The organism is Pseudoalteromonas sp. 31A1 (assembly GCF_011378815.1).
GTDB classification, from domain to species: domain Bacteria; phylum Pseudomonadota; class Gammaproteobacteria; order Enterobacterales; family Alteromonadaceae; genus Pseudoalteromonas; species Pseudoalteromonas arctica.
Genome location: NZ_WTKY01000011.1, coordinates 46,982 through 67,089 on the forward strand (window position 1 = coordinate 46,982; position 20,108 = coordinate 67,089).

16 protein-coding genes and 1 other RNA gene are annotated in these 20,108 nt (G+C 38.8%); 11 read left to right on the top strand and 6 right to left on the bottom strand.

Annotated elements, in window-relative coordinates; all coding sequences use genetic code 11:
• Nucleotide 1 precedes the first annotated feature (1 nt).
• From dnaE to GQR52_RS11590, 4 genes are all read left to right on the top strand, one after another.
• Nucleotides 2-3,493: a DNA polymerase III subunit alpha gene (dnaE, locus tag GQR52_RS11575; protein ID WP_165728540.1), complete on the top strand. Its 3,492-nt coding sequence runs from the start codon at nucleotides 2-4 to the stop codon at nucleotides 3,491-3,493.
• A 16-nt stretch (nucleotides 3,494-3,509) separates the two neighbouring features.
• On the top strand, nucleotides 3,510-4,466 hold the full coding sequence (gene accA / locus GQR52_RS11580; protein WP_007581016.1) for an acetyl-CoA carboxylase carboxyl transferase subunit alpha: 957 nt from the start codon (nucleotides 3,510-3,512) through the stop codon (nucleotides 4,464-4,466).
• An 83-nt stretch (nucleotides 4,467-4,549) separates the two neighbouring features.
• Nucleotides 4,550-5,854 (top strand): tRNA lysidine(34) synthetase TilS, encoded by a 1,305-nt coding sequence (gene tilS, locus GQR52_RS11585; protein WP_165728541.1) that lies wholly within the window; start codon nucleotides 4,550-4,552, stop codon nucleotides 5,852-5,854.
• Entirely contained in the window at nucleotides 5,855-6,208 is a 354-nt protein-coding gene (locus GQR52_RS11590) for a hypothetical protein (RefSeq protein ID WP_165728542.1), read from the top strand. It begins immediately after the preceding gene.
• Nucleotides 6,209-6,237: 29 nt separating this feature from the next.
• On the opposite strand, the gene GQR52_RS11595 is transcribed toward GQR52_RS11590, so the two are convergent.
• Nucleotides 6,238-7,134, bottom strand: coding sequence for a GGDEF domain-containing protein (locus tag GQR52_RS11595; protein WP_024590733.1), 897 nt, complete (start codon nucleotides 7,132-7,134; stop codon nucleotides 6,238-6,240).
• 133 nt (nucleotides 7,135-7,267) lie between these two features.
• Between GQR52_RS11595 and GQR52_RS11600 the strand changes: the two genes are divergently transcribed.
• Nucleotides 7,268-9,241 (top strand): monovalent cation:proton antiporter-2 (CPA2) family protein, encoded by a 1,974-nt coding sequence (locus GQR52_RS11600; protein ID WP_165728543.1) that lies wholly within the window; start codon nucleotides 7,268-7,270, stop codon nucleotides 9,239-9,241.
• Nucleotides 9,242-9,256: 15 nt separating this feature from the next.
• Here the strand turns inward: GQR52_RS11600 and GQR52_RS11605 are convergent, their stop codons facing one another.
• On the bottom strand, nucleotides 9,257-10,402 hold the full coding sequence (locus GQR52_RS11605) for a patatin-like phospholipase family protein (RefSeq protein ID WP_165728544.1): 1,146 nt from the start codon (nucleotides 10,400-10,402) through the stop codon (nucleotides 9,257-9,259).
• A gap of 239 nt (nucleotides 10,403-10,641) precedes the next feature.
• Between GQR52_RS11605 and GQR52_RS11610 the strand changes: the two genes are divergently transcribed.
• From GQR52_RS11610 to GQR52_RS11630, 5 genes are all read left to right on the top strand, one after another.
• Complete coding sequence (locus GQR52_RS11610) at nucleotides 10,642-11,517, top strand: DUF3014 domain-containing protein (protein WP_101164364.1); 876 nt, start codon at nucleotides 10,642-10,644, stop codon at nucleotides 11,515-11,517.
• A gap of 139 nt (nucleotides 11,518-11,656) precedes the next feature.
• An RNA gene (ffs, locus tag GQR52_RS11615) (signal recognition particle sRNA small type) lies at nucleotides 11,657-11,753 on the top strand.
• Between the two features lie 133 nt (nucleotides 11,754-11,886).
• On the top strand, nucleotides 11,887-12,516 hold the full coding sequence (locus GQR52_RS11620; RefSeq protein ID WP_165728545.1) for a TnsA endonuclease N-terminal domain-containing protein: 630 nt from the start codon (nucleotides 11,887-11,889) through the stop codon (nucleotides 12,514-12,516).
• The gene (locus tag GQR52_RS11625) at nucleotides 12,509-14,332 is read left to right on the top strand and encodes a Mu transposase C-terminal domain-containing protein (RefSeq protein ID WP_165728546.1); all 1,824 of its coding nucleotides are present in this window, start codon (nucleotides 12,509-12,511) and stop codon (nucleotides 14,330-14,332) included. Before GQR52_RS11620 ends, GQR52_RS11625 begins: the two co-directional genes overlap by 8 nt.
• Before the next feature lie 2 nt (nucleotides 14,333-14,334).
• Entirely contained in the window at nucleotides 14,335-15,336 is a 1,002-nt protein-coding gene (locus GQR52_RS11630) for a TniB family NTP-binding protein (RefSeq protein ID WP_165728547.1), read from the top strand.
• A gap of 37 nt (nucleotides 15,337-15,373) precedes the next feature.
• Here the strand turns inward: GQR52_RS11630 and GQR52_RS11635 are convergent, their stop codons facing one another.
• Both GQR52_RS11635 and GQR52_RS11640 read right to left on the bottom strand, forming a co-directional pair.
• A complete protein-coding gene (locus GQR52_RS11635) occupies nucleotides 15,374-16,600 on the bottom strand; it encodes a hypothetical protein (RefSeq protein WP_165728548.1) in 1,227 nt (408 codons plus the stop codon).
• Nucleotides 16,593-18,374 carry an AAA family ATPase gene (locus GQR52_RS11640; RefSeq protein ID WP_165728549.1) on the bottom strand — a complete coding sequence of 594 codons (1,782 nt, stop codon included), beginning with the start codon at nucleotides 18,372-18,374 and terminating at the stop codon, nucleotides 16,593-16,595. The genes GQR52_RS11635 and GQR52_RS11640 overlap by 8 nt, the downstream gene beginning before the upstream one ends.
• A gap of 183 nt (nucleotides 18,375-18,557) precedes the next feature.
• Between GQR52_RS11640 and GQR52_RS11645 the strand changes: the two genes are divergently transcribed.
• A complete protein-coding gene (locus tag GQR52_RS11645; protein WP_165728550.1) occupies nucleotides 18,558-18,857 on the top strand; it encodes a helix-turn-helix transcriptional regulator in 300 nt (99 codons plus the stop codon).
• Nucleotides 18,858-18,992: 135 nt separating this feature from the next.
• On the opposite strand, the gene GQR52_RS11650 is transcribed toward GQR52_RS11645, so the two are convergent.
• Entirely contained in the window at nucleotides 18,993-19,670 is a 678-nt protein-coding gene (locus GQR52_RS11650) for a site-specific DNA-methyltransferase (RefSeq protein WP_165728551.1), read from the bottom strand.
• Between the two features lie 13 nt (nucleotides 19,671-19,683).
• Nucleotides 19,684-19,962 carry a hypothetical protein gene (locus tag GQR52_RS11655; RefSeq protein WP_165728552.1) on the bottom strand — a complete coding sequence of 93 codons (279 nt, stop codon included), beginning with the start codon at nucleotides 19,960-19,962 and terminating at the stop codon, nucleotides 19,684-19,686.
• Nucleotides 19,963-20,108: the final 146 nt, after the last annotated feature.

Genomic DNA, 20,108 nt, shown 5'->3' on the forward strand with positions numbered 1-20,108 from the left:
CATGGCTGCTCCTGATTTTGTTCATTTAAGAGTTCATTCAGATTTTTCGATGGTTGACGGCCTTGCTAAAACAAAGCCAATAGTTGCTAAAGCGCAAGAGCTGCAAATGCCCGCTATTGCGATTACCGATCAAATGAACTTTTGTGGCTTAGTGCGTTTTTATGGCGCAACACATAACGCCGGTATTAAGCCTATTGTGGGTGCTGACTTTTGGGTTCGTAGCCCAGAATTTCCTGACGAGCCAAGCCGCTTAACTATATTAGCCAAAGACAACGACGGCTATAAAAACATTACCTTATTAATATCTAAAGCGTATCAACGTGGGCATGTGTTTCATCGCCCAGTGATTGACCGAGAATGGCTGGTGGAGCATAAAACGGGCTTAATTATTCTCTCTGGCGCTAAAGATGGTGACTTAGGTAAGGCGTTACTAAAAAATAATCCAAGTGTTATTGAGTCGGTAGTTAGCTTTTATAAGCAGCATTTCAGCGATAACTATTACCTTGAGCTTGTTCGCACTAACCGACCGCTTGAAGAAGACTACTTACACATGGCGGTAGAGCTTGCTACAAAAGAGCAGTTACCTGTTGTAGCGACCAACGAAGTAGTGTTTTTAAAGCCTGAAAACTTTGAAGCGCACGAAATTCGCGTTGCTATTTTTGATGGTTACACGCTTGACGATAAACGCAGGCCTAAACGATTCTCTGAAGAACAATACCTAAAAACATCAGAGCAAATGGCTGAGCTGTTTAGCGACATTCCAGAAGCCCTACAAAACACAGTAGAAATAGCTAAACGTTGTAATGTAACGGTTCAGCTAGGGACTTACTTTTTACCTGATTACCCAACTGGCTCACTCAAGATTGATGAGTTTTTAGTTAAAGTGTCAGAAGATGGTCTTGAAGAGCGACTGCAGTTTTTATTCCCCGACGAAGAAGAGCGAAAAGTAAAACGTGTTGAATACGATGAGCGACTCGATATAGAGCTTGGCGTAATTAACCAAATGGGATTCCCGGGTTACTTCTTAATCGTAATGGAGTTTATTCAGTGGAGTAAAGATAACAATATTCCTGTTGGACCTGGTCGTGGTTCAGGTGCTGGTTCATTGGTTGCTTACGCACTTAAAATTACAGACTTGGATCCGCTAGAATTCGATTTACTTTTCGAGCGATTTTTGAATCCTGAACGTGTATCAATGCCCGATTTCGACGTCGATTTTTGTATGGACAGACGAGACGAAGTAATTGATCACGTGTCGGCTTTGTATGGGCGTAATGCGGTATCGCAAATTATTACCTTTGGCACCATGGCTGCAAAAGCGGTAATACGCGATGTAGGGCGAGTGCTTGGGCATCCTTACGGGTTTGTCGATCGTATTTCTAAAATGATCCCGGGCGATCCTGGGATGACACTTGCTAAAGCGTTTGATATAGAACCGCGCTTGCAAGAAGCTTACGATGGCGACAATGAAGTAAAAGATTTAATCGATATGTGTCGCATTCTAGAAGGGTGTACACGTAACGCCGGTAAACATGCGGGTGGCGTAGTAATATCGCCAACCACTATTACCGACTTTGCCGCGCTTTATTGCGATGACGAAGGTAAGTTTCCGGTCACACAGTTTGATAAAAACGACGTAGAAACTGCAGGCTTAGTTAAGTTCGATTTCTTGGGTTTACGTACACTGACAATATTGCAGTGGGCGGTCGAAATGACCAACGTGCGCATGGAGCGCCAAGGTAAAGACCTCGTTGATATAAACACCATCCCACTGAATGATAAAAAAAGTATTGAGTTACTACTTCGCGCCGAAACAACCGCTGTATTCCAGCTAGAATCGCGCGGTATGAAAGACTTAGTACGCCGTTTAAAACCCGATTGTTTTGAAGATATGATTGCATTGGTGGCCTTGTTTCGCCCGGGTCCGCTGCAATCAGGCATGGTAGATAACTTTATCGACCGAAAATTGGGCCGAGAAGAAATCTCATACCCAGATGCGCAGTATCAGCACGAAAGCTTAAAACCAATACTCGAGCCAACTTACGGCATTATCTTGTATCAAGAACAAGTAATGCAAATTGCGCAAGTGCTAGCAGGTTACACGCTAGGCGGCGCCGACATGCTTCGCCGTGCAATGGGTAAGAAAAAACCCGAAGAAATGGCAAAGCAGCGTTCAACATTTGAAGATGGCGCAAGAAATAACGGCATTGACGGCGAACTCGCAATAAAAATCTTCGATCTGGTAGAAAAGTTCGCAGGTTATGGTTTTAATAAATCTCACTCAGCGGCATATGCATTAGTATCGTATCAGACGCTGTGGATGAAAACGCATCATCCTGCAGAGTTTATGGCTGCAGTAATGTCGGCCGATATGGATAACACCGACAAAATAGTTATTTTGGTGGATGAATGTGAAAACATGAAGCTCACCTTATTGCCGCCAGACGTAAATGCAGGCGAGTTTAAGTTTACAGTAAACCTGCAAGGCGAAATTGTTTACGGCATTGGCGCAATTAAAGGCGTGGGTGAAGCACCGGTTGATGCAATACTAGAAGCGCGTGCTAAAGGTGGTCCGTTTAAAGATTTATTCGATTTTTGTGCCCGAGTTGACTTAAAGCGCTTAAATAAACGCGTAACCGAAAAATTAATTTATTCAGGTGCACTTGATAAGTTAGGGCCAGAAAAAACACAACCAGGGCGTGCTACATTATTAGCTAGCTTAAAGGATGCAATGCGTGCGGCTGACCAACACAATAAAGCGGAGCTGTTAGGGCAAAGTGATTTGTTTGGTTTATTAGCCACCGAGCCTGATGAGGTTGAACAAGCCTTTATTAAAGCCACAGGACTCACCGATAACGAGTGGTTAGAAGGCGAAAAAGAAACGCTAGGCCTTTATTTAACTGGGCATCCGATAAATCAGTACCGCCGTGAACTTAGGCATTATACCAGCGGAAAAATAGTTGATTTACAGCCAACGAACCGCGATGTATTTGCAACAGCCGCAGGTTTGGTGATTGCTTCTAGGGTATTAATTAACAAAAAAGGAAATCGTTGGGCCTTAGTAACTTTAGATGACAAGAGTGCACGGATTGATGTACGCTTGTATTCAGACGAGTTTGAAAAGTACCAAGATATGCTCCAAGTTAACAATATCTTGGTAATATCTGGACAGGTCAGCTTTGATAACTTCTCCGGTGGTATTACAATGACCGCCAGAGAAATAAACACCATTGCTCAAGCGCGTGAAAAGCGTATTAAAGCGATTAAAATGACGCTGAACATGGTGCAAGTCGAGGCAGGTTTCTTCGATAAATTACAAAAAGTACTCGAACCCTATAAAATGGGAACGTGTCCGATCAAGGTTTATTACCAACGTCCAGATGCGTTGGCGCAATTAACTCTTGGGATCGAATGGTGTGTTACGCCAAGTGACGACTTAATTCATAAGTTATCACTAATGGCTGCGCAAGATGTAGAACTAGAATTTAACTAATTAGGTAGTTTAGAGCATGAGCCTCAATTATCTTGATTTTGAGCTTCCAATTGCAGAATTAGAAGCAAAAATTGAAGAATTACAAAATATAAGCCGCGCTGGCGAATTAGACCTTGAGTTAGAAGAGGAAGTCAGCAAATTAAAAGAAAAAAGTGCCAAACAAAAACAGGAGATTTTTTCTAATTTAGGCGCTTGGCAAGTATCACAGTTAGCACGTCATCCGTTGCGTCCTTACACTCGAGATTATATCGAGCGCATTTTCACGGAATTTGACGAGTTTGCTGGCGATCGTACTTTTGCTAACGATCCGGCTATTTTAGGAGGCGTTGCGCGTTTAGATGGCGAACCAGTAATGGTTATTGGCCAACAAAAAGGCCGTGACACTGCTGAAAAAATTAAACGCAACTTTGGTATGCCAAAGCCAGAAGGTTACCGTAAAGCATTACGCTTAATGGAAATGGCTGAGCGTTTTAAAATGCCAATCATGACTTTTATCGACACGCCGGGTGCATACCCAGGTGTTGGCGCTGAAGAACGTGGTCAATCTGAAGCAATCGCGCGTAACTTAAAAGTAATGGCGACACTTAAAGTGCCGACAATATGTACGGTTATTGGTGAAGGCGGTTCAGGTGGTGCATTAGCGATTGGTGTTGGCGACAGAGTTAACATGTTGCAGTACAGCACTTACTCTGTAATTTCGCCTGAAGGTTGTGCGTCTATTCTTTGGAAAAGCGCCGACAAAGCCCCACTTGCAGCAGAAGCAATGGGTGTAACCGCAGAGCGAGTTAAAGAACTAGATTTAATCAGTAACTTAATTGATGAACCTCTAGGTGGCGCGCACCGCAATTACGATGCTATGGCACGTAACTTAAAAGTTCGCCTTAAACGTGACTTAGCAGACCTACAAGCGCTTACGCTTGAAGAAATGCTTGATCAACGTTACAAACGTTTAATGTCGTTTGGTTATTGCTAAACAGATTAAATGTTAAAAAAAAGCCGCTTATGCGGCTTTTTTACTTTAAAATGTTCAGAGTTTTTATATAAAAGTGCGCCCATATGCATACATCAGCAATTTATCAGCAATTAAAAAAATCATTAAATAGCTATATTGAGCAAGGTAACACCGCTTTTACAGTGGCGCTTTCTGGTGGCGTTGATTCTGTGGTGTTGTTGCATTTAATGCGCACTTTAAAAGAAGATAACCCTGCAATTAATGTATCGGCTATTTATGTCCACCATGGCTTGAGCCAGTATGCTGATGACTGGCAACACTTTTGCAAAAACGTATGCATTGAGCTTAATGTGCCTTTTGAAGCTGCGAAAGTTGTAATTGAGCAGCAGTCGCGCACGAGTCTTGAAGCCCAAGCACGCGACGCCCGTTATAAAGCACTTGATGAGCTAAGCCCACAAGACAGTATTATTTTACTGGGCCAACACTTAAACGATCAAGTAGAAACGTTTTTACTGCGCTTAAAGCGTGGCTCAGGTTTAAAAGGGCTTGGTTCTATGTATAAAGAGCGCTTGCTGCAAAGTGGGCGTATATGTTTTAGGCCATTGTTAAGTGTAACGCGCAGCGATATAGAAGCGTTTGCAGCGCAGTTTAATATTAACCACATAACCGATGACTCTAATACAGATGAAAGCTTTGACCGTAATTTTTTACGATCGAAAATAGTACCTGTGTTAGCTGAGCGCTTTAATGGGTTTGAACAATGCACTGCACGAAGTATTGAGCTACTACAGCAGCAACAAACATTACTTGATGAATATACTCAGCTTGATTTAAATAAGTGTATTAACGAGCATCAAGCACTTTGCATTGGCCAGATAAGCGAATACAGCGCAGCGCGCATTGCAAATATAGTACGTGCGTGGCTTGCACTATTTACACAAGTGATGCCATCGCAAAAGCAGCTCGAGCAAATTATTAATCAAGCAATGTGCGCAAAAAACGATGCACAAATGCGTATTGATTTGCTCGATGGGCAAATACGTCGTCATCAAGGTTATTTGTATTTTGTAACACCAAGTGAAGTGTTAACAGATATTGAGCTGAATCATTCACAGCTAAAACTGGCAGACGGGCGCTTATTAATTAAAAGCACCGGTTGTGGAGTAAGACCTCCACACGCTAATGAGCAAGTAATAGTGCGTTTTGATTGCAATAGCGCACGCATTAAACCACTTAAAAAGCCTGGTAGTAATACAGTTAAGCATTGGTTTAAAGATGCAAAAATAGCGCCCTGGCTTCGCGCCAGTGTGCCGCTTATTTTTTATAATGATGAATTAGTTCAAGTGGTTGGTTATTTTATAAGTGCTAAGCATATTGATGAAAATGGTATTTTTTGGGAGTGTAAATAAATGAGTAAACAGCCGCATGTTGGTTTGTCGTTAGTTACTAAAGCGCCAGTGGGTATGCTAATAACGGCCGTTATAGCTATTATTGCTAATATTTTACTTGAGCTAAATATAGTTACGCTAGGTTATGCAGTTGCGGGTGGAATTGTATCTGCAGTGCTTTTATTAGCTTATTGGTTAGGTAAAGGTGGATTGTTTTTTATTTTAGGCGTGAGCCTGCCACTGCTTTTAGTATTATTTACACCGCTTGCTACTATTACTGCATTACTTAATTTAATTAGCGGATTCTTTTTTGGTTTTTGTGCCGCGTTGTTTATTTATAATTTGGTAAGTGCAAAGCCTAGCGGGGGAAGCTAGGCTTTTTATTTAATGCAGTTAAGTAAAGACTAATATGCTTTTGCGCAGTTTCTGCCAGATGCTTTTGCTTTGTATAAACCTTTATCGGCGCGAGCAAATATTTCAGTTTCGCTGTCTTGGCTGTTAGCTAAAGTAAAACCAATACTGGTTGTTACTTTATACTTAGACATTAGGGGCGATTTTCTTACTAAGCACATTATCCGCTCAGCAATCACTTTATTCGTTGTAAACTCAGGGTCTTCAATAAGTAAAGCAAACTCATCACCACCAAATCTAAATACCGAATCAGTGCCGCGTATGCTGCTACACAGTACTTTTGAAAACTCTTTAAGTGTATCGTCACCAATTTTATGGCCAAAGTTGTCGTTAACTTGTTTAAAGTTATCTAAATCAAGCAGCATTAAACTAAATGGACGCTGGTAACGACGGCAGTTTTCAAGTTTTTGCAGTAAAAAGTCATTAAACTGACTACGGTTATTTAAGCCGGTTAATGCATCCTTTGTGGCAAGCTTTAATACTCGGCTATACATCATCGCATTACGAAGTGGATAAACCAGCGCAGTATGCAAAGTATGTAGCTTTTTCTCAATGGCTTGACCAAGCGGGAATTTACTAAAATAAATTAGTTGCCCTAAGTGTTCTTTACCAATCGCCAAATCAAAAATATAGGGTGTACTATTTGTATCACTCTGTGATGTTTGTGTAGTTCCCAGTGTTGACTGAAACTGTAAACCAGAGAAATTTAACAATTGTTTTGTAAATTTTGCGTATATAGCTAAAACATCCTCAATCACTAAGCTAGTTTGTAGCTCTGTAACGAGTTTATGTGTTTCTGTTATTTCATTTGTTGGCGAATGTTCAGCCGAAAACGGCAAAAAATCACCGCGACCAGACACACGCTGCGTCAAAATATGGACGTTTTCCATTAAATTCTCCCCCGAGGGTGTTACTTTGCAATTACTAAGCGATTTTTGTGCCATATTTTAAAACTGGCTGAAAAACAGAAGGTTGCTATATTTAAAGTAAGTCCCTTGGTTTAATTGACGCGTGAGGCCGAATTTGCAGAGTATTAACGTTCAAATTTTTGGCTTGCTAGTGGCAGCAGTTCTTTTTGTGTGGTTTTTTAAACGCATTGGCTTGCCGCCTATTTTGGCGTACCTAGCAACGGGGGTTTTAGCCGGTAGTCATGGTGTTGGTTGGCTAGCGCAATCTCATGAAATAGAGTTTGTAGCAGAGCTTGGGATTGTGTTTTTGTTATTTAGTTTGGGGTTAGAATTTTCTATTTCGCGGCTAATGGCAATGCGAAGCCTAGTATTTGGGCTGGGCTCGTTACAAGTAGGTATAACCAGCTTACTCTTCATTATTATTTTATATTGTTTAGACTTTTCCCTGCTCACCAGTTTTACCATTGGTACAATTATGGCGCTTTCTTCTACGGCTGTAGTGGTTAAGCTATTAAAAGAAACGGGTGAGCTTAATCAGCGCCGTGGGCAATTGGCCGTTGGTGTACTGCTTTTTCAAGATATTGCTGTTGTTCCTCTATTAATAATACTTCCTTTATTTGCATCAAGCGACTCTCAAAGTATTGGCTGGGCTTTAGCGTTTGCCCTAAGTAAGGGCGCATTTGTATGCGTGCTTCTTTGGGCAATTGGTAAATGGGTATTGCCCATTGTGTTTAAAGAAATAGCGCAAGTACGAACCGATGAGTTATTTGTGCTTACCACTATATTAGTAGCGTTATTTGCGGGCTTTTTAACGTATATGTTTGGCTTGTCTATGGCATTGGGCGCTTTTTTAGCGGGAATGATGTTAGGTGAGAGCCATTACAGGCATCAGTTAGAGGCCGATATACGTCCATTTCGCGATATTTTAATGGGGCTGTTTTTTGTCACTGTGGGTATGCAGTTAGATATTTTATTTGTACTGGCGCATATAGTAATAATTGTTGGCGCATTGCTTGGTTTACTCGTATTAAAAATTACAGTAGTCGCACTTAGTGCGCGGCTAATGCATGAACGAAACCAAGATTCACTCGCCTGTGGCATCATGCTGTGGCAAATGGGGGAATTTGGTTTTGTACTTATTGCACTTGCTGGGCAGCATCAGTTATTAAACTCAGAGCAAGCCTCATTTTTAATTGCGTTGGGTGTACTTTCAATGGCGCTTACACCGTTTTTGATTGATAAAACGCCATTTATTTTAAATCGTTTGGGCATACTCGATCGTCCAAGTTTAGCATTAGAAGCAGAGCCACAAAGCAGTACGCTTTACAGTGACCATGTTGTTATTTGTGGTTTTTCGCGTGTTGGGCAAACTATAGCGCGTTTTTTAAAGCCCGAAGCAATAGACTACGTTGCCATTGAAAGCAATCCAATACTTGTTCAAGAAGGCAAAGCTGCAGGTGAGCCTGTTATATTTGGCTATGTTAAACAAAAAGATATTTTAAAGTGCGCAGGAGTAGAGCGAGCTCGCTTGGTTATTATTACTTTTACAGAGCTTGATCACGCACAAGTTGTTATTGATGCCATAAAACAAATAGCGCCTAACGTTAAAATACTTATTAGAACTCGTGACGATAGCCAGCTCGATTATTTAAAAGCGCTTGGCGTAACCGAAGTAGTGCCAGAGTCGTTAGAGGCGAGCTTAATGCTCGTGTCGCATGTGTTGTCTATGTCGGGCGTACCGATGACACGTATTGTGCGCCGAGTGAGTAAAGAGCGTCGAAACCGTTATCCGTTAATGCAAAGCTTTTACGCAGGGTATTTTAAAGATAGCGAAGATGCCTCAAGTGAACGATTAGAATACTTACATGTAGTTGCGCTGCCAAGCAAAGCTTATGCGGTTAATAAAACAATTGAAGATCTAAATTTAGAAAAACGTCGAGTACTCGTAAAAGCACTGCGCAGAGAAGGAGCCGAAATAGACACGCCATCAGCGCAAACAACCTTGTTAGCTAACGACGTTTTAGTACTACAAGGTAAACCAAGGCGAGTAGAGCGGGTAGAGCACTACCTGCTCGACGGAATAGAATAACGTGCCTGTTTGGGCTTAATCTAACTCTAAAAACTCACGCATTTTAGGTAACTGCGCCATGCCATCTTCATAGCCAATTTGCATTAGATGCTGGGTGTAGCGTTTTTCAAACAATAGGTAACTGGTTAAACTCGATTGCGAATGTTTTTTAACACCGATTGTACGCAGCAATACTTTAATCGCCCACGGCATATCGTCGTAATACTGCGCAGCAATAGCATTAAAGTTTTGCGAAGGGTTAATAACAAAGGTATCTATTTGTTTTAGCTCTTGGTGTTTATCGCGTGCAGGTAATAGTCCTAAAGTGCGATTTACACGTTCCAAACGCTCCAAATCCGACTGCATTGTGTCGGTAAATACGCTATCGAGTAAATGTCCCGCAACAGCAGATAGACCCGGATAATGTGGCGAGTAACCCGGTGGGTGTAATTCTTTGGGTTGGTCGACCCCAATAATAAATATTTTTTCAGCGCCTAAATGAATCGACGGACTCAGCGGAGAAAGTTGATGTATAGAGCCATCCCCAAAGTAATGGTTATAAATATTTACACTTGGAAACACCATAGGGATGGCACTCGATGCCATTAAATGCTCAACGTTAATACGCGTAGCTTGGCCTTCGCGTTTAGCGCGTTGCCATGGTGTTTGTGTATTTGATTGAAAAAACGCAACAGAGTCGCCCGTGGTATAACTAGAAGCCGTAATTGAAAGCGCATCTAAATAATTTCGGTGTAAGTTACGCTCTATCCGGTGTAAGTCTAAAATCTCATTGAGCAAACCACGTAGAGGGCGATTATTTAGCAAACTCGCTGGTGGATGGTTAATATGTTCTGACTGAAAGCTCGTTAAAATATTACGCGCAATATGACCAAATACGCTTAAAAAATCACTTTTATAGACCATAGAGGTTGAAAAGTTTTTCCAAACTGATTCAAGCTTTCGTACAGCCAAATGCGCACAGGAGGCGTAACATGCTAACGCAGCTGAGTTAATAGCCCCAGCAGAGGTGCCATTTATTACTCTAAATGGCAATGGAGCAGTACGAGGCATACTATGAGCTAGCGCTTTAAGGACACCCACTTGATAAGCAGCACGTGCGCCACCACCTGTGAGTAATAAGGCAATTTTAGGTTTTTGTGGATCAACTTGCTTGATTTTCATATTGGTGGTTAAACTGTTCTACGTCTTTACTTTATTTATTAACTGTAAGTCTTTAAGCTAGAAGAATCAAAGGATAACTGCCCTAATACTTATTACATTGTTTAATCACCCAATTTAGTACTTAACTTACTTTGCTATAATTGCCGTATTATAAAATGTAATAGTATTTGTGTAAGAATGAATTTAATCCACTTAGCGTACTCTAAGTGATATCGCATTTTAATTTTTATGGAGTTCGTATGTCAGATAAACCAGAAGCATCAGATGTTCAAAAACGTCCACCTAATAACAATATTCTTTTCGCCGTTATTATTTTAATAGTCGTAGCATGTGCGGCCGCCTTCGTATTGCTAACACCCAGTGACGAGCAAGCAACACGCACTGAGGTAGAGCCCACAGTTAAAGAACAACCTATGATGGAGCTTAAACCCGAGAACGACCCCGTGGTAGATGCGCCGTCTGTAAATCCAGAAAAGCCAGCAGAGCTTGAAGTACCAGCACAAAGTCCAAGTGAGCCTGTGCCAGAAGTAGAGCCACTACCAACGCTTAACGAAAGTGATGCAGTTGTTGTTGCTAAAATGGACGAGTACCTAAGCGACTCAGTAATGAGCTTAATGGTGACCGACGATGTTATTCGTCGTGGTGTGGTATATGTAGATAACTTAGCAAAAGGAAAAATAGCTAAAAAACACATGCCTGTTGTACAGCCAGAAGAAAAATTTAGCGTGAATGAAGGTGATATCTTAACGATTAACCCTAACAGCTACGAGCGTTATACACCGTATGTGAAAATATTTACCAGTATGAGTGCAGCGCAAGCCGTTCGCATGTACGAAGAGTACAAGCCACTTATTAATAATGCATACAGTGAAATTGGTTACGGCGATGACGAATTTAATCAAACGCTAACCGATGCAATCGATTTATTACTTGATACGCCAGAGCCTGAAGGTGACTTGCCGTTACTTCGTGATTCAGTAACTTACCAGTATGCGTTTTCGGAGTGGGAGCAATTACCAGATGCACAAAAGCAGCTTTTACGTATGGGTCCAGAAAACATGAAAAAAGTAAAAGCAGCATTACGTAATATAAAAGCGCAGTTAGAGAACAATTAATACGCACTAAAATAGCTAAATACGCCGCGATTGTATATGAAGTATGCAATCGCACTTTCTTTTTAGATTATCCCTTGAATAACAGAGCAAAAGTAGAGATAATCCCTCCCGCGCCAACCAAGGCCCTCAATGGTAGTCTTATTGGTCCTCTCGCAACACTAGCAGGCGAACCTGGTCAGGCCCGGAAGGGAGCAGCCACAGTTTGTGACGTGTGTGCCGAGATGTGGCTGGTAAGACTGCCACCCAAATTCCTCATTTGGGTGTTGTTTGAAGTATAAGTTGACATATTTGTACTAAAAGATGGCATAAATTGGAAGTATAAGGTGGCATAGTCTAGTATTTAACCAAATGGTTAGATGGTTGACTCACATGTACAGAAGAAAACTTAAACACTCCCGTGTTAAAAACCTCCATAAATTTGCTAGTCAAAAAAATAAATCTACCTGTTTAGTTGAATCCTCTTTAGAGTTTGATGCCTGTTTCCATTTTGAATTTTCACCATCAATAGCCGCATTTGAGGCACAACCACTAGGTTACGAATATGAGTTCGATAAACGTATTTGCCGTTACACACCTGACTTTTTACTTACCCATACAGACGGCACGCAAAAATTTATTGAAGTAAAACCGCAAAGTAAAATTGCCGAAGAGGACTTTCGTGCACGTTTTATTGAAAAGCAAGCCATCGCTAAACAAGATGGACGCGACTTAATACTGGTTACTGATAAACAAATCCGTGTATACCCAACACTCAATAATTTAAAGCTTTTGCATCGCTATTCTGGTTTTCAGTCCTTAACAGAGTTGCAAGCATCAGTGTTAGCACTTGTTAAGCAATACGGCTCTATTAAAGTGGGCCAGTTAGTTAGCTTTTTAAAAGTAACTGCCGGTGAGCTACTTGCTACGGTGCTACGCTTATTATCATTAGGGCAGTTATTTGCCGATTTAACTACTAATGAAATATCAATAGAAACAGCAATTTGGTCTAACAATGTTTAATGACGGTTTGTTTGATGATGAATTTAACCAGCCATTACCAAAAGTAGAAACCAAATCACCTCAAAATTACGCCAAAGATTTACAAGCCCTTCCTGAAAAAATTAAAACAACAACATTTGCTAAGCTTAAATATATTCAATGGCTTGAGGCTAACATTCAAGGCGGTTGGACACAAAAAAACCTTGAGCCTTTATTAAAAGTAATGCCCGAAGTTGAGGGAGAGAAAAAGCCCAGCTGGAGAACAGCTGCACGATGGTATAGCGCTTATACCAATGCGGATAAAAATATCATGGCGCTAATACCAAGCCACCAAAAAAAGGGGAACAGGGAGCGCGATACAGCCACCGATAAGTTTTTTGAAAAAGCACTTGAGCGTTACTTAGTAAAAGAAAAACCATCGGTGGCTTCGGCTTATAAGTATTATGCAGACTTAGTTGTTATTGAAAACGACAGTGTTGTTGGCAGTGATTTAAAGCCTTTAACATACAAAGCATTTAAAAATAGAGTCGATAATTTACCGCAATACGACGTGATGGTTGCTCGTTATGGTAAGCGCCTTGCTGATATTGCTTTTAATAAAGTAGAAGGGCATACACGGCCTACCCGAGTACTCGAAAAAGTTGAAATTGACCATACACCGCTTGATCTTATTTTATTAGATGATGAGCTACATATCCCGCTTGGTCGGCCGACACTCACCATGTTAGTTGATGTGTATAGCCATTGTATTGTTGGCTACTACTTTAGCTTCAGCGAACCCTGTTATGATGCAGTAAGGCGAGCGATGATGAATGCCATGAAACCTAAAAGTGAAGTGGCAAAGCTATACCCTGATACGGTAAATGAGTGGAAGTGTGCAGGTAAAATTGAAACGCTCGTTACTGATAATGGAAGAGAGTTTTGGGGTAACAATCTTGAGCTTGCTGTTTGTGAAATTGGAGTTAACATTCAATATAACCCAACGAAGAAGCCTTGGCTTAAACCTTTTGTAGAACGTATGTTTGGCACTATTAACACTGAGTTACTAGATCCGATCCCAGGCAAAACCTTTTCTAACATTTTACAAAAGCATGAATACAATCCCAAAAAAGATGCAATCATGCGTTTTACGACATTTATGCAGTTATTTCATAAATGGGTAGTAGACGTTTACCATCAAGATGCCGACAGCCGCTTTAAGTACATACCAAGCCAATTGTGGGATCAAGGATTTAGTACGTTACCACCAACAATGCTGAGTGATGCTGATCTTCAACAACTAGATGTTGTGCTCAGTATTTCAAACCATCGTGTGCTTCGTAAAGGTGGAATACGGCTAGAAAACTTAAGCTACGACAGTACTGAACTGGCGAACTATAGAAAGCAGTTTAGCCACAAAGTATCTCAAGAAGTTTTAATTAAATTAAACCCCGATGATATTTCTTATATATACGTTTACCTCGATAAGCTAGAGCATTACATAAAAGTGCCATGCATAGATCCAAACGGTTACGCCCAAAATTTAAGTTTGAATCAGCATAAAATAAATATGCGCATTCATCGCGATTTTATTTCGGGCTCTATCGATAATGTAGGCTTAGCAAAAGCGCGTATGTTTATTCATAATAAAATTCAAAACGAGTTTGAAGCGTTAAAAAATGCGCCAAAAAACTCAAAGGTAAAAGGGGGTAAAGCATTAGCTAAGCATCAAAATGTAAATAGTGACTCACAAAAATCAATAACGCAGAGCAAATCTGTAGAGACCAAAAAGGTTACACCTAAAGAGCAACCAGCTGATAGCTGGGATGACTTTATCTCAGACCTAGATGGATTTTAATTATGCTGACCGATAAACAAAAAGAAAAGCTTAATGAATTTCGCGATGTATTTATTGAATACCCAATAATAAGCACCGTATTTAACGACTTCGACAGATTAAGACTTGGTAAAGGGTTAGCGGGCGAAAAGCCCTGCATGCTTTTAAATGGCGATACAGGCACAGGCAAAACGGCACTGATCAAGCAATATAAAGAACGACATTTACCGCAATTTATTAATGGAGTGATGAATCACCCTGTATTAGTAAGCCGCATACCTAGCAATCCGACACTAGAATCTACTTTAGCCGAGCTTCTTAAAGACTTAGGACAAGTAGGTAGCACAGAGCGGAAATTGCGAATAAACGGTACTCGGTTAACGACATCATTAATAAAGTGTCTAAAAACGTGTGGTACAGAGCTTATAATTATTGATGAGTTTCAAGAGCTAATTGAGCACAACCAAGGTAAAAAGCGCCGCGAGATTGCCAACCGATTAAAATACATTAACGACGAAGCGGGTGTATCAATTGTATTGGTAGGGATGCCGTGGGCAGAAAAAATAGCAGACGAGCCTCAGTGGTCATCTCGTTTATTAGTAAGGCGACAGCTGCCTTATTTTAAATTATCAGAAAACCCAAAGCATTTTGTGCAATTAATAATTGGCCTAGCCAACCGTATGCCATTTACCGAAAAGCCAAATTTAAGTGAGCAAGCTACAGTATTTGCTTTGTTCTCACTATCAAAAGGTTGTTTTAGAACATTAAAATACTTTTTAGATGATGCCGTACTTTATGCATTAATGGATAACGCAAAAACCCTCACAACCAAGCATTTAGTCAAAGCATTTGAAGTACTGTTTCCTGATTTACCAAACCTATTTACCTTGCCCGTTGCAGAAATTACAGCAAGTGAAGTCGAACGCTATTCACTATACAAACCTGAAAGCGCCCAAGACGAAGACCCATTTATAGCGACCAAGTTTACTGACAAGATGCCTATTAGTCAGTTGTTGAGGAAATAAAAACTTATATTTTAGTACTGAATTATAAACTATAACATCATTCATTTAGTCTAATTTTACTTTTGGCAATCATATTGAGAGAATCTATCTTGAGTACTTGTAAATTTTCATTTCGGGGTGAAGCTTTAATATTAATACCAAAGTGCAAGTCTATTTTTTCATGATCATTCTCACTTAAGTGCACTAAGTCTAAAAACTTACCCCCACATTCTTTGATAAAGTTATACTTCTTTTTTACTTTTAAAAATTCATTTTTAAATTTTTCTTCGTTATAAATTGTTTCTAATTTAAACAACTTAGAATTTTTCTTAATAGACTCATCTCTAATGATCAACTCAACTTCAACATCTTTTAATTCAAGGTTTTTATCATAAAAATTAGAGTTTGCTATATTAAATTTGAAAAAAGGCTTTTGATAATCTATTGATTTATCATAAGGATTTGCATAGCCCAAAGTAGACACTGAAGCTTTGTACCTCTCATTACAACGTTCACCAGCAGGAATTAGATTTGAAAGTGTAGTTGCTAAAAATGGAAACTTTGATTTTGGATAGAAATGATCGAATGCTGGACGGTACCTAGCATCATTATCAAAAATAGAAGTAATGTCTTCTTGATTACAATATGGGCACACCGAAATTTTCAATTCGTTAATCAGTTCGTAACCGAATTTTTGAGCCATAATGTCGTATTTAAAAACCTTTGAAAACTCTATTACCCATAGAGGTATAAACTTTAGCCCTTTAGATAAGCTTGTTTTACCATGCTTTAAATTACTTAGCTCTACTAATGCATCTCTTTTTTCTGATGCTTTTCTGTTAACTCTACGATTGAGCTTAAGGGATTTCTCTAGAAAGCTGCTTGGATTATTGATGAAAAAGTCATTTAGATTTTTTAACGTCGTTTCAAATAAAACATTAATTTTGGCTTTTTCTTTTGCCGCAGTGAGCTTTAAAGCTTCAATTTCTAGTAAGTTATAATTTAGTTTAAGATTTGTCAGAAAGAGTTCAGGGCAGTAATATTCTAAAAGCTCAGGAAATTTTTCATAAGTATCAGTGATAACTAAGTGTAAATTTTGGGCTTCCTCAAATGTAATGCTTTCTAGCTTATTTGTTGAGAAATAAGTAATTAGTCTTTTACGAACTTCTTTGTCGTGTATTGACTCAGCTAGCTTATCAATACTAGGAACTAAAGTTTCTGCAACGACAAACTTTTTGTATTGAGCTGTGAGGTCTGGACATTTAACAGGAATAATTTTAATCATTTTTTTTCAGGAACATTTCTTGAATGTCTTTATCTGGTATTTGTTTTATTAGGTATCTATCAAACGAACTAATGTTTTTATATTTTTTAGCTAAAAATAGTTGCTCGATAGTTTCTCTGGCTAACTCGCCAAATGTAGAGTCCAAGTGCATACCATCAAGGTATAAGTCGTTTATTCTGGTACCGAAGCCATTTGATTTCTCCTGAGTTATTTTGCCATCAATCTTAATAATTGAAACTATATCATCGGGTAGAAAGTCACTTAGTATGATAGGAGAGTGTGTTGTCAAAATTGTATTTATGGTTGCTCGTTTAAGCCCATTGTGATCTTTAAAATGATTTATTATATCAATAACCTCACTAACAACTTTTCTTTGCCACTCAGGGTGAAGGTAGGCATCTATTTCATCTACAAGTAATTGGATATTTGAATAACCTTGTGAAATTAGCTGCTCGATGCCAGAGAAAATACGAGATTGTAGCTTTAATCTAGCTTCTTCACCTGAGCTAAGAGCATACCAACCATATGTAAAGTTATCTGCGGTATAATAATTTAGTTTGTTAAATTTTTCAGATATGTCGGCTATTAGTTGGCTATCCTTAAGATCGAAAGAAATGTATTTGGTATCAAAGTTAATATTTATATCGTTATCTAGCAATGATTGAGTCATTTCTTCTAAGTTATCTCTAAAAGATTCGGACTCATAAATTATGTCTTCAATAGGATCACTTTTACTTAGTAGGTTATTTTCATCAATGTGTTGATTGATAATTTCAGGGATTTTTTCTTCAGAAAGTGAAGCTTGGAAAATTACATTTATATAAAACCATGCCCTTTCATTCGGCTCACTTATTTTCAAAGAGGCTTTTTTTAAGAAATCACTTATTAAATAGTTATATATATACCAAAATGTATCATCACTGAGTCTTTGTTTTTTATTGATGTTTTTGTAGGGTGATTGCATGTACCTACTTAAGGCTTTTTTTATTATTGTACTAGTTATCGGCCTTTCTCTAGAAATATTATCTATCGAGAATGTTATCTCGTTTACTAATACAGCAGCTTGGCTCTTTTCAGTTTCATCGATGATTAAATGATAGAAATCTCGATTTTTCATCAATGTAGAAACGTTATCACTAGTTAGCTTATTTACTGCTTGTTCAAGGTAATTCTTACTTGAGGGGTGAATGTGGAACCTAAATGATAAGGGTGCTCCAACTACTTTTTTTTGATAGTTGATATATTCAGCATACTTTAATTCCCTAGCAACCTCAGCCATAAGAATTTTTTTCTTTGTTACTCTTTTCTCAAGAAATTTATTTGAAGATAACTTTAATACATTCTTTTTTTCTTTACTGCGTTCATTAAAAGCAAATTTATTTAAGTCAAAAAGATTGGTTATAAAAAGTAGGCTAGTCCTATTGTTTGGCTCATACTCATTAATAGGGCTGCCATTAAGGAAAGCTTCTGATAAAGAGTTATTTTTTACATAATACTTCGAGTCAACGTCATTCCAGAAAACAGCTGCACCAATTCCTACAATTTCACTAAAAGCCCCTTCAATGAACTCTAAAATTGATGTTTTACCTGCCCCATTTTTACCTATTATTAGTTTTATATTTTGTCCACGATAATATCTTTCTTTAAACTTACAATGCTGTTTTTTTACACGAATATGAGGTCTATCGAAATCACAGATGAAGTTTTGATTCAGATTCACGAAGAGATCTTTAATACCTTTATATTCATCAATGTATATACAAACAAGTTCCATATGAGAAGGCTACAATTTTTTATGATAGGCATAGATTGCTAGATCCCAAGCATTTTTTAAAGAAGAAAAGTGAAAAAGTTAGATTTAAGTATAAATTCAGGTAAAACTAAAATATCCTTAGTACACTTTCAGGTTGAATACTAAGAGAATCTTAGCAAGATATGTTTTATAGCTAAGGTTCACATGGAAACCCCAATACCTCCACGTCTAAAATCTGCAAGAAAAGCTGCTGGACTTACCCAGCAGCAGCTTGGCATGGCTTTAGGTTTGGAGCCAAACACGGCTAGTGCTCGCATGAACCAATATGAAAAAGGCAAACATGCCCCAGATTTTTTAACCATGAAACGCATTGCTAAAGAGCTAGATGTGCCAGTAGCTTATTTTTATTGTGAAGAAGATGATCTAGCTGAGCTAATACGCGTTATTGGGAAACTGACAGAAGAAGAGCAAAAAGAATTATTAAGTGCTTTGGGTTCAAAATAAGGTTGATGGAAATGAGTTATAATACAGATTTAATAATAAACATTGAAAATGAAATGGAAAAGCCATCTAAAACTGAGGGTTAGCCAGAGTTGTGAGCTTGTATCGGACCTAACAACTCTGGCAAAGATCGTGAACTTAAATCTTTTCAGCTGACTTAGATTGGTTATTTCGACCTTTTAGATGTAAATGGGCAGATTCTGAAATATCACAACCGATAGCTTTTCGATTTAAGTTATTGGCTGCTACTAAAGTCGCTCCTGAGCCAAAAAAAGGATCGACGACGAGTTCATTTTCATTACTGCTTTGAGAGATAAGCGTTTCAATTAACTCAGCTGGTTTTTCAGTAGGGTAGCCCCTGTATACTCTTTTACACGTGAGGATATCTGGAACGCTTAGATCATTTAACTTGCGCTTACCTTTCTCGAAAAAAAGAATATATTCGTGTCTAGCTCTGTAATGATAACCCATACCAATAGTCACTTTATCCCAAATTATTGGCTTCCAAAACTTGAAACCTACTTTTTCAGCTATTGGCTTAATATAAAACATTGTTTCTTGATCGCAGAATAGATAAAAATGAGAACCTTTTTTGAGCACTCTGTAAATTTCAATTAGTAGTTCTTCAAAGCGATTATTTGGGAATATGTCGAACCATTGATTACTTGACGATTTACTTGCTTTTAGGCGAGTGGTGGTTCCTATTTTTCGATGTTTTTCTAATGATTCGTAGGGTGGGTCAGTAATTAAAAGATCAACACTTTCGGTTGAAAGTGTTGATAACCAATTTACCGCATCATCTTTAAATACTTGCATTAAATCTCTTTAGTTAAAGTGTGCTGCATAATCTGCCATTGTGTGAGCTTTTTGATGCAGCCCCCTTCGGTAAATGGCGGCAATCTATACAATAGCTTTGGAAACCATCGGGGTTTTGTGACGATTTACGTGCGGGAGTTTTACCAAATGAGTTAGGGTAATAATGAAATACGTGTTCCGAACCATTTGCATCAGAGCAATGAGGGCAAGATTTAAATCTTTGTCCTGTAATTTGGTCAGCCTTTATGATCATTCCACTATTGAGTGCTTTATTACAGCAGTTACAAGCCATAAGAATCTCCTTATAAGTTAGCTTTGTATTTTTAAATTTGAGTTTTTTTATTATGTTACTGGCTATTAATACATCCATTAGAAATGCCGTAACGCTCTCTACAATATCAGATATTGTACTTTTGTGAAGTACGAATGATTTAACGA

Coding starts and splice junctions, on each gene's coding strand:
- dnaE (WP_165728540.1), top strand. CDS start 2: ATGGCTGCTCCTGATTTTGTTCATTTAAGAGTTCATTCAGATTTTTCG.
- accA (WP_007581016.1), top strand. CDS start 3,510: ATGAGCCTCAATTATCTTGATTTTGAGCTTCCAATTGCAGAATTAGAA.
- tilS (WP_165728541.1), top strand. CDS start 4,550: ATGCATACATCAGCAATTTATCAGCAATTAAAAAAATCATTAAATAGC.
- GQR52_RS11590 (WP_165728542.1), top strand. CDS start 5,855: ATGAGTAAACAGCCGCATGTTGGTTTGTCGTTAGTTACTAAAGCGCCA.
- GQR52_RS11595 (WP_024590733.1), bottom strand. CDS start 7,134: ATGGAAAACGTCCATATTTTGACGCAGCGTGTGTCTGGTCGCGGTGAT.
- GQR52_RS11605 (WP_165728544.1), bottom strand. CDS start 10,402: ATGAAAATCAAGCAAGTTGATCCACAAAAACCTAAAATTGCCTTATTA.
- GQR52_RS11610 (WP_101164364.1), top strand. CDS start 10,642: ATGTCAGATAAACCAGAAGCATCAGATGTTCAAAAACGTCCACCTAAT.
- GQR52_RS11620 (WP_165728545.1), top strand. CDS start 11,887: ATGTACAGAAGAAAACTTAAACACTCCCGTGTTAAAAACCTCCATAAA.
- GQR52_RS11625 (WP_165728546.1), top strand. CDS start 12,509: ATGTTTAATGACGGTTTGTTTGATGATGAATTTAACCAGCCATTACCA.
- GQR52_RS11630 (WP_165728547.1), top strand. CDS start 14,335: ATGCTGACCGATAAACAAAAAGAAAAGCTTAATGAATTTCGCGATGTA.
- GQR52_RS11635 (WP_165728548.1), bottom strand. CDS start 16,600: ATGATTAAAATTATTCCTGTTAAATGTCCAGACCTCACAGCTCAATAC.
- GQR52_RS11640 (WP_165728549.1), bottom strand. CDS start 18,374: ATGGAACTTGTTTGTATATACATTGATGAATATAAAGGTATTAAAGAT.
- GQR52_RS11645 (WP_165728550.1), top strand. CDS start 18,558: ATGGAAACCCCAATACCTCCACGTCTAAAATCTGCAAGAAAAGCTGCT.
- GQR52_RS11650 (WP_165728551.1), bottom strand. CDS start 19,670: ATGCAAGTATTTAAAGATGATGCGGTAAATTGGTTATCAACACTTTCA.
- GQR52_RS11655 (WP_165728552.1), bottom strand. CDS start 19,962: ATGGCTTGTAACTGCTGTAATAAAGCACTCAATAGTGGAATGATCATA.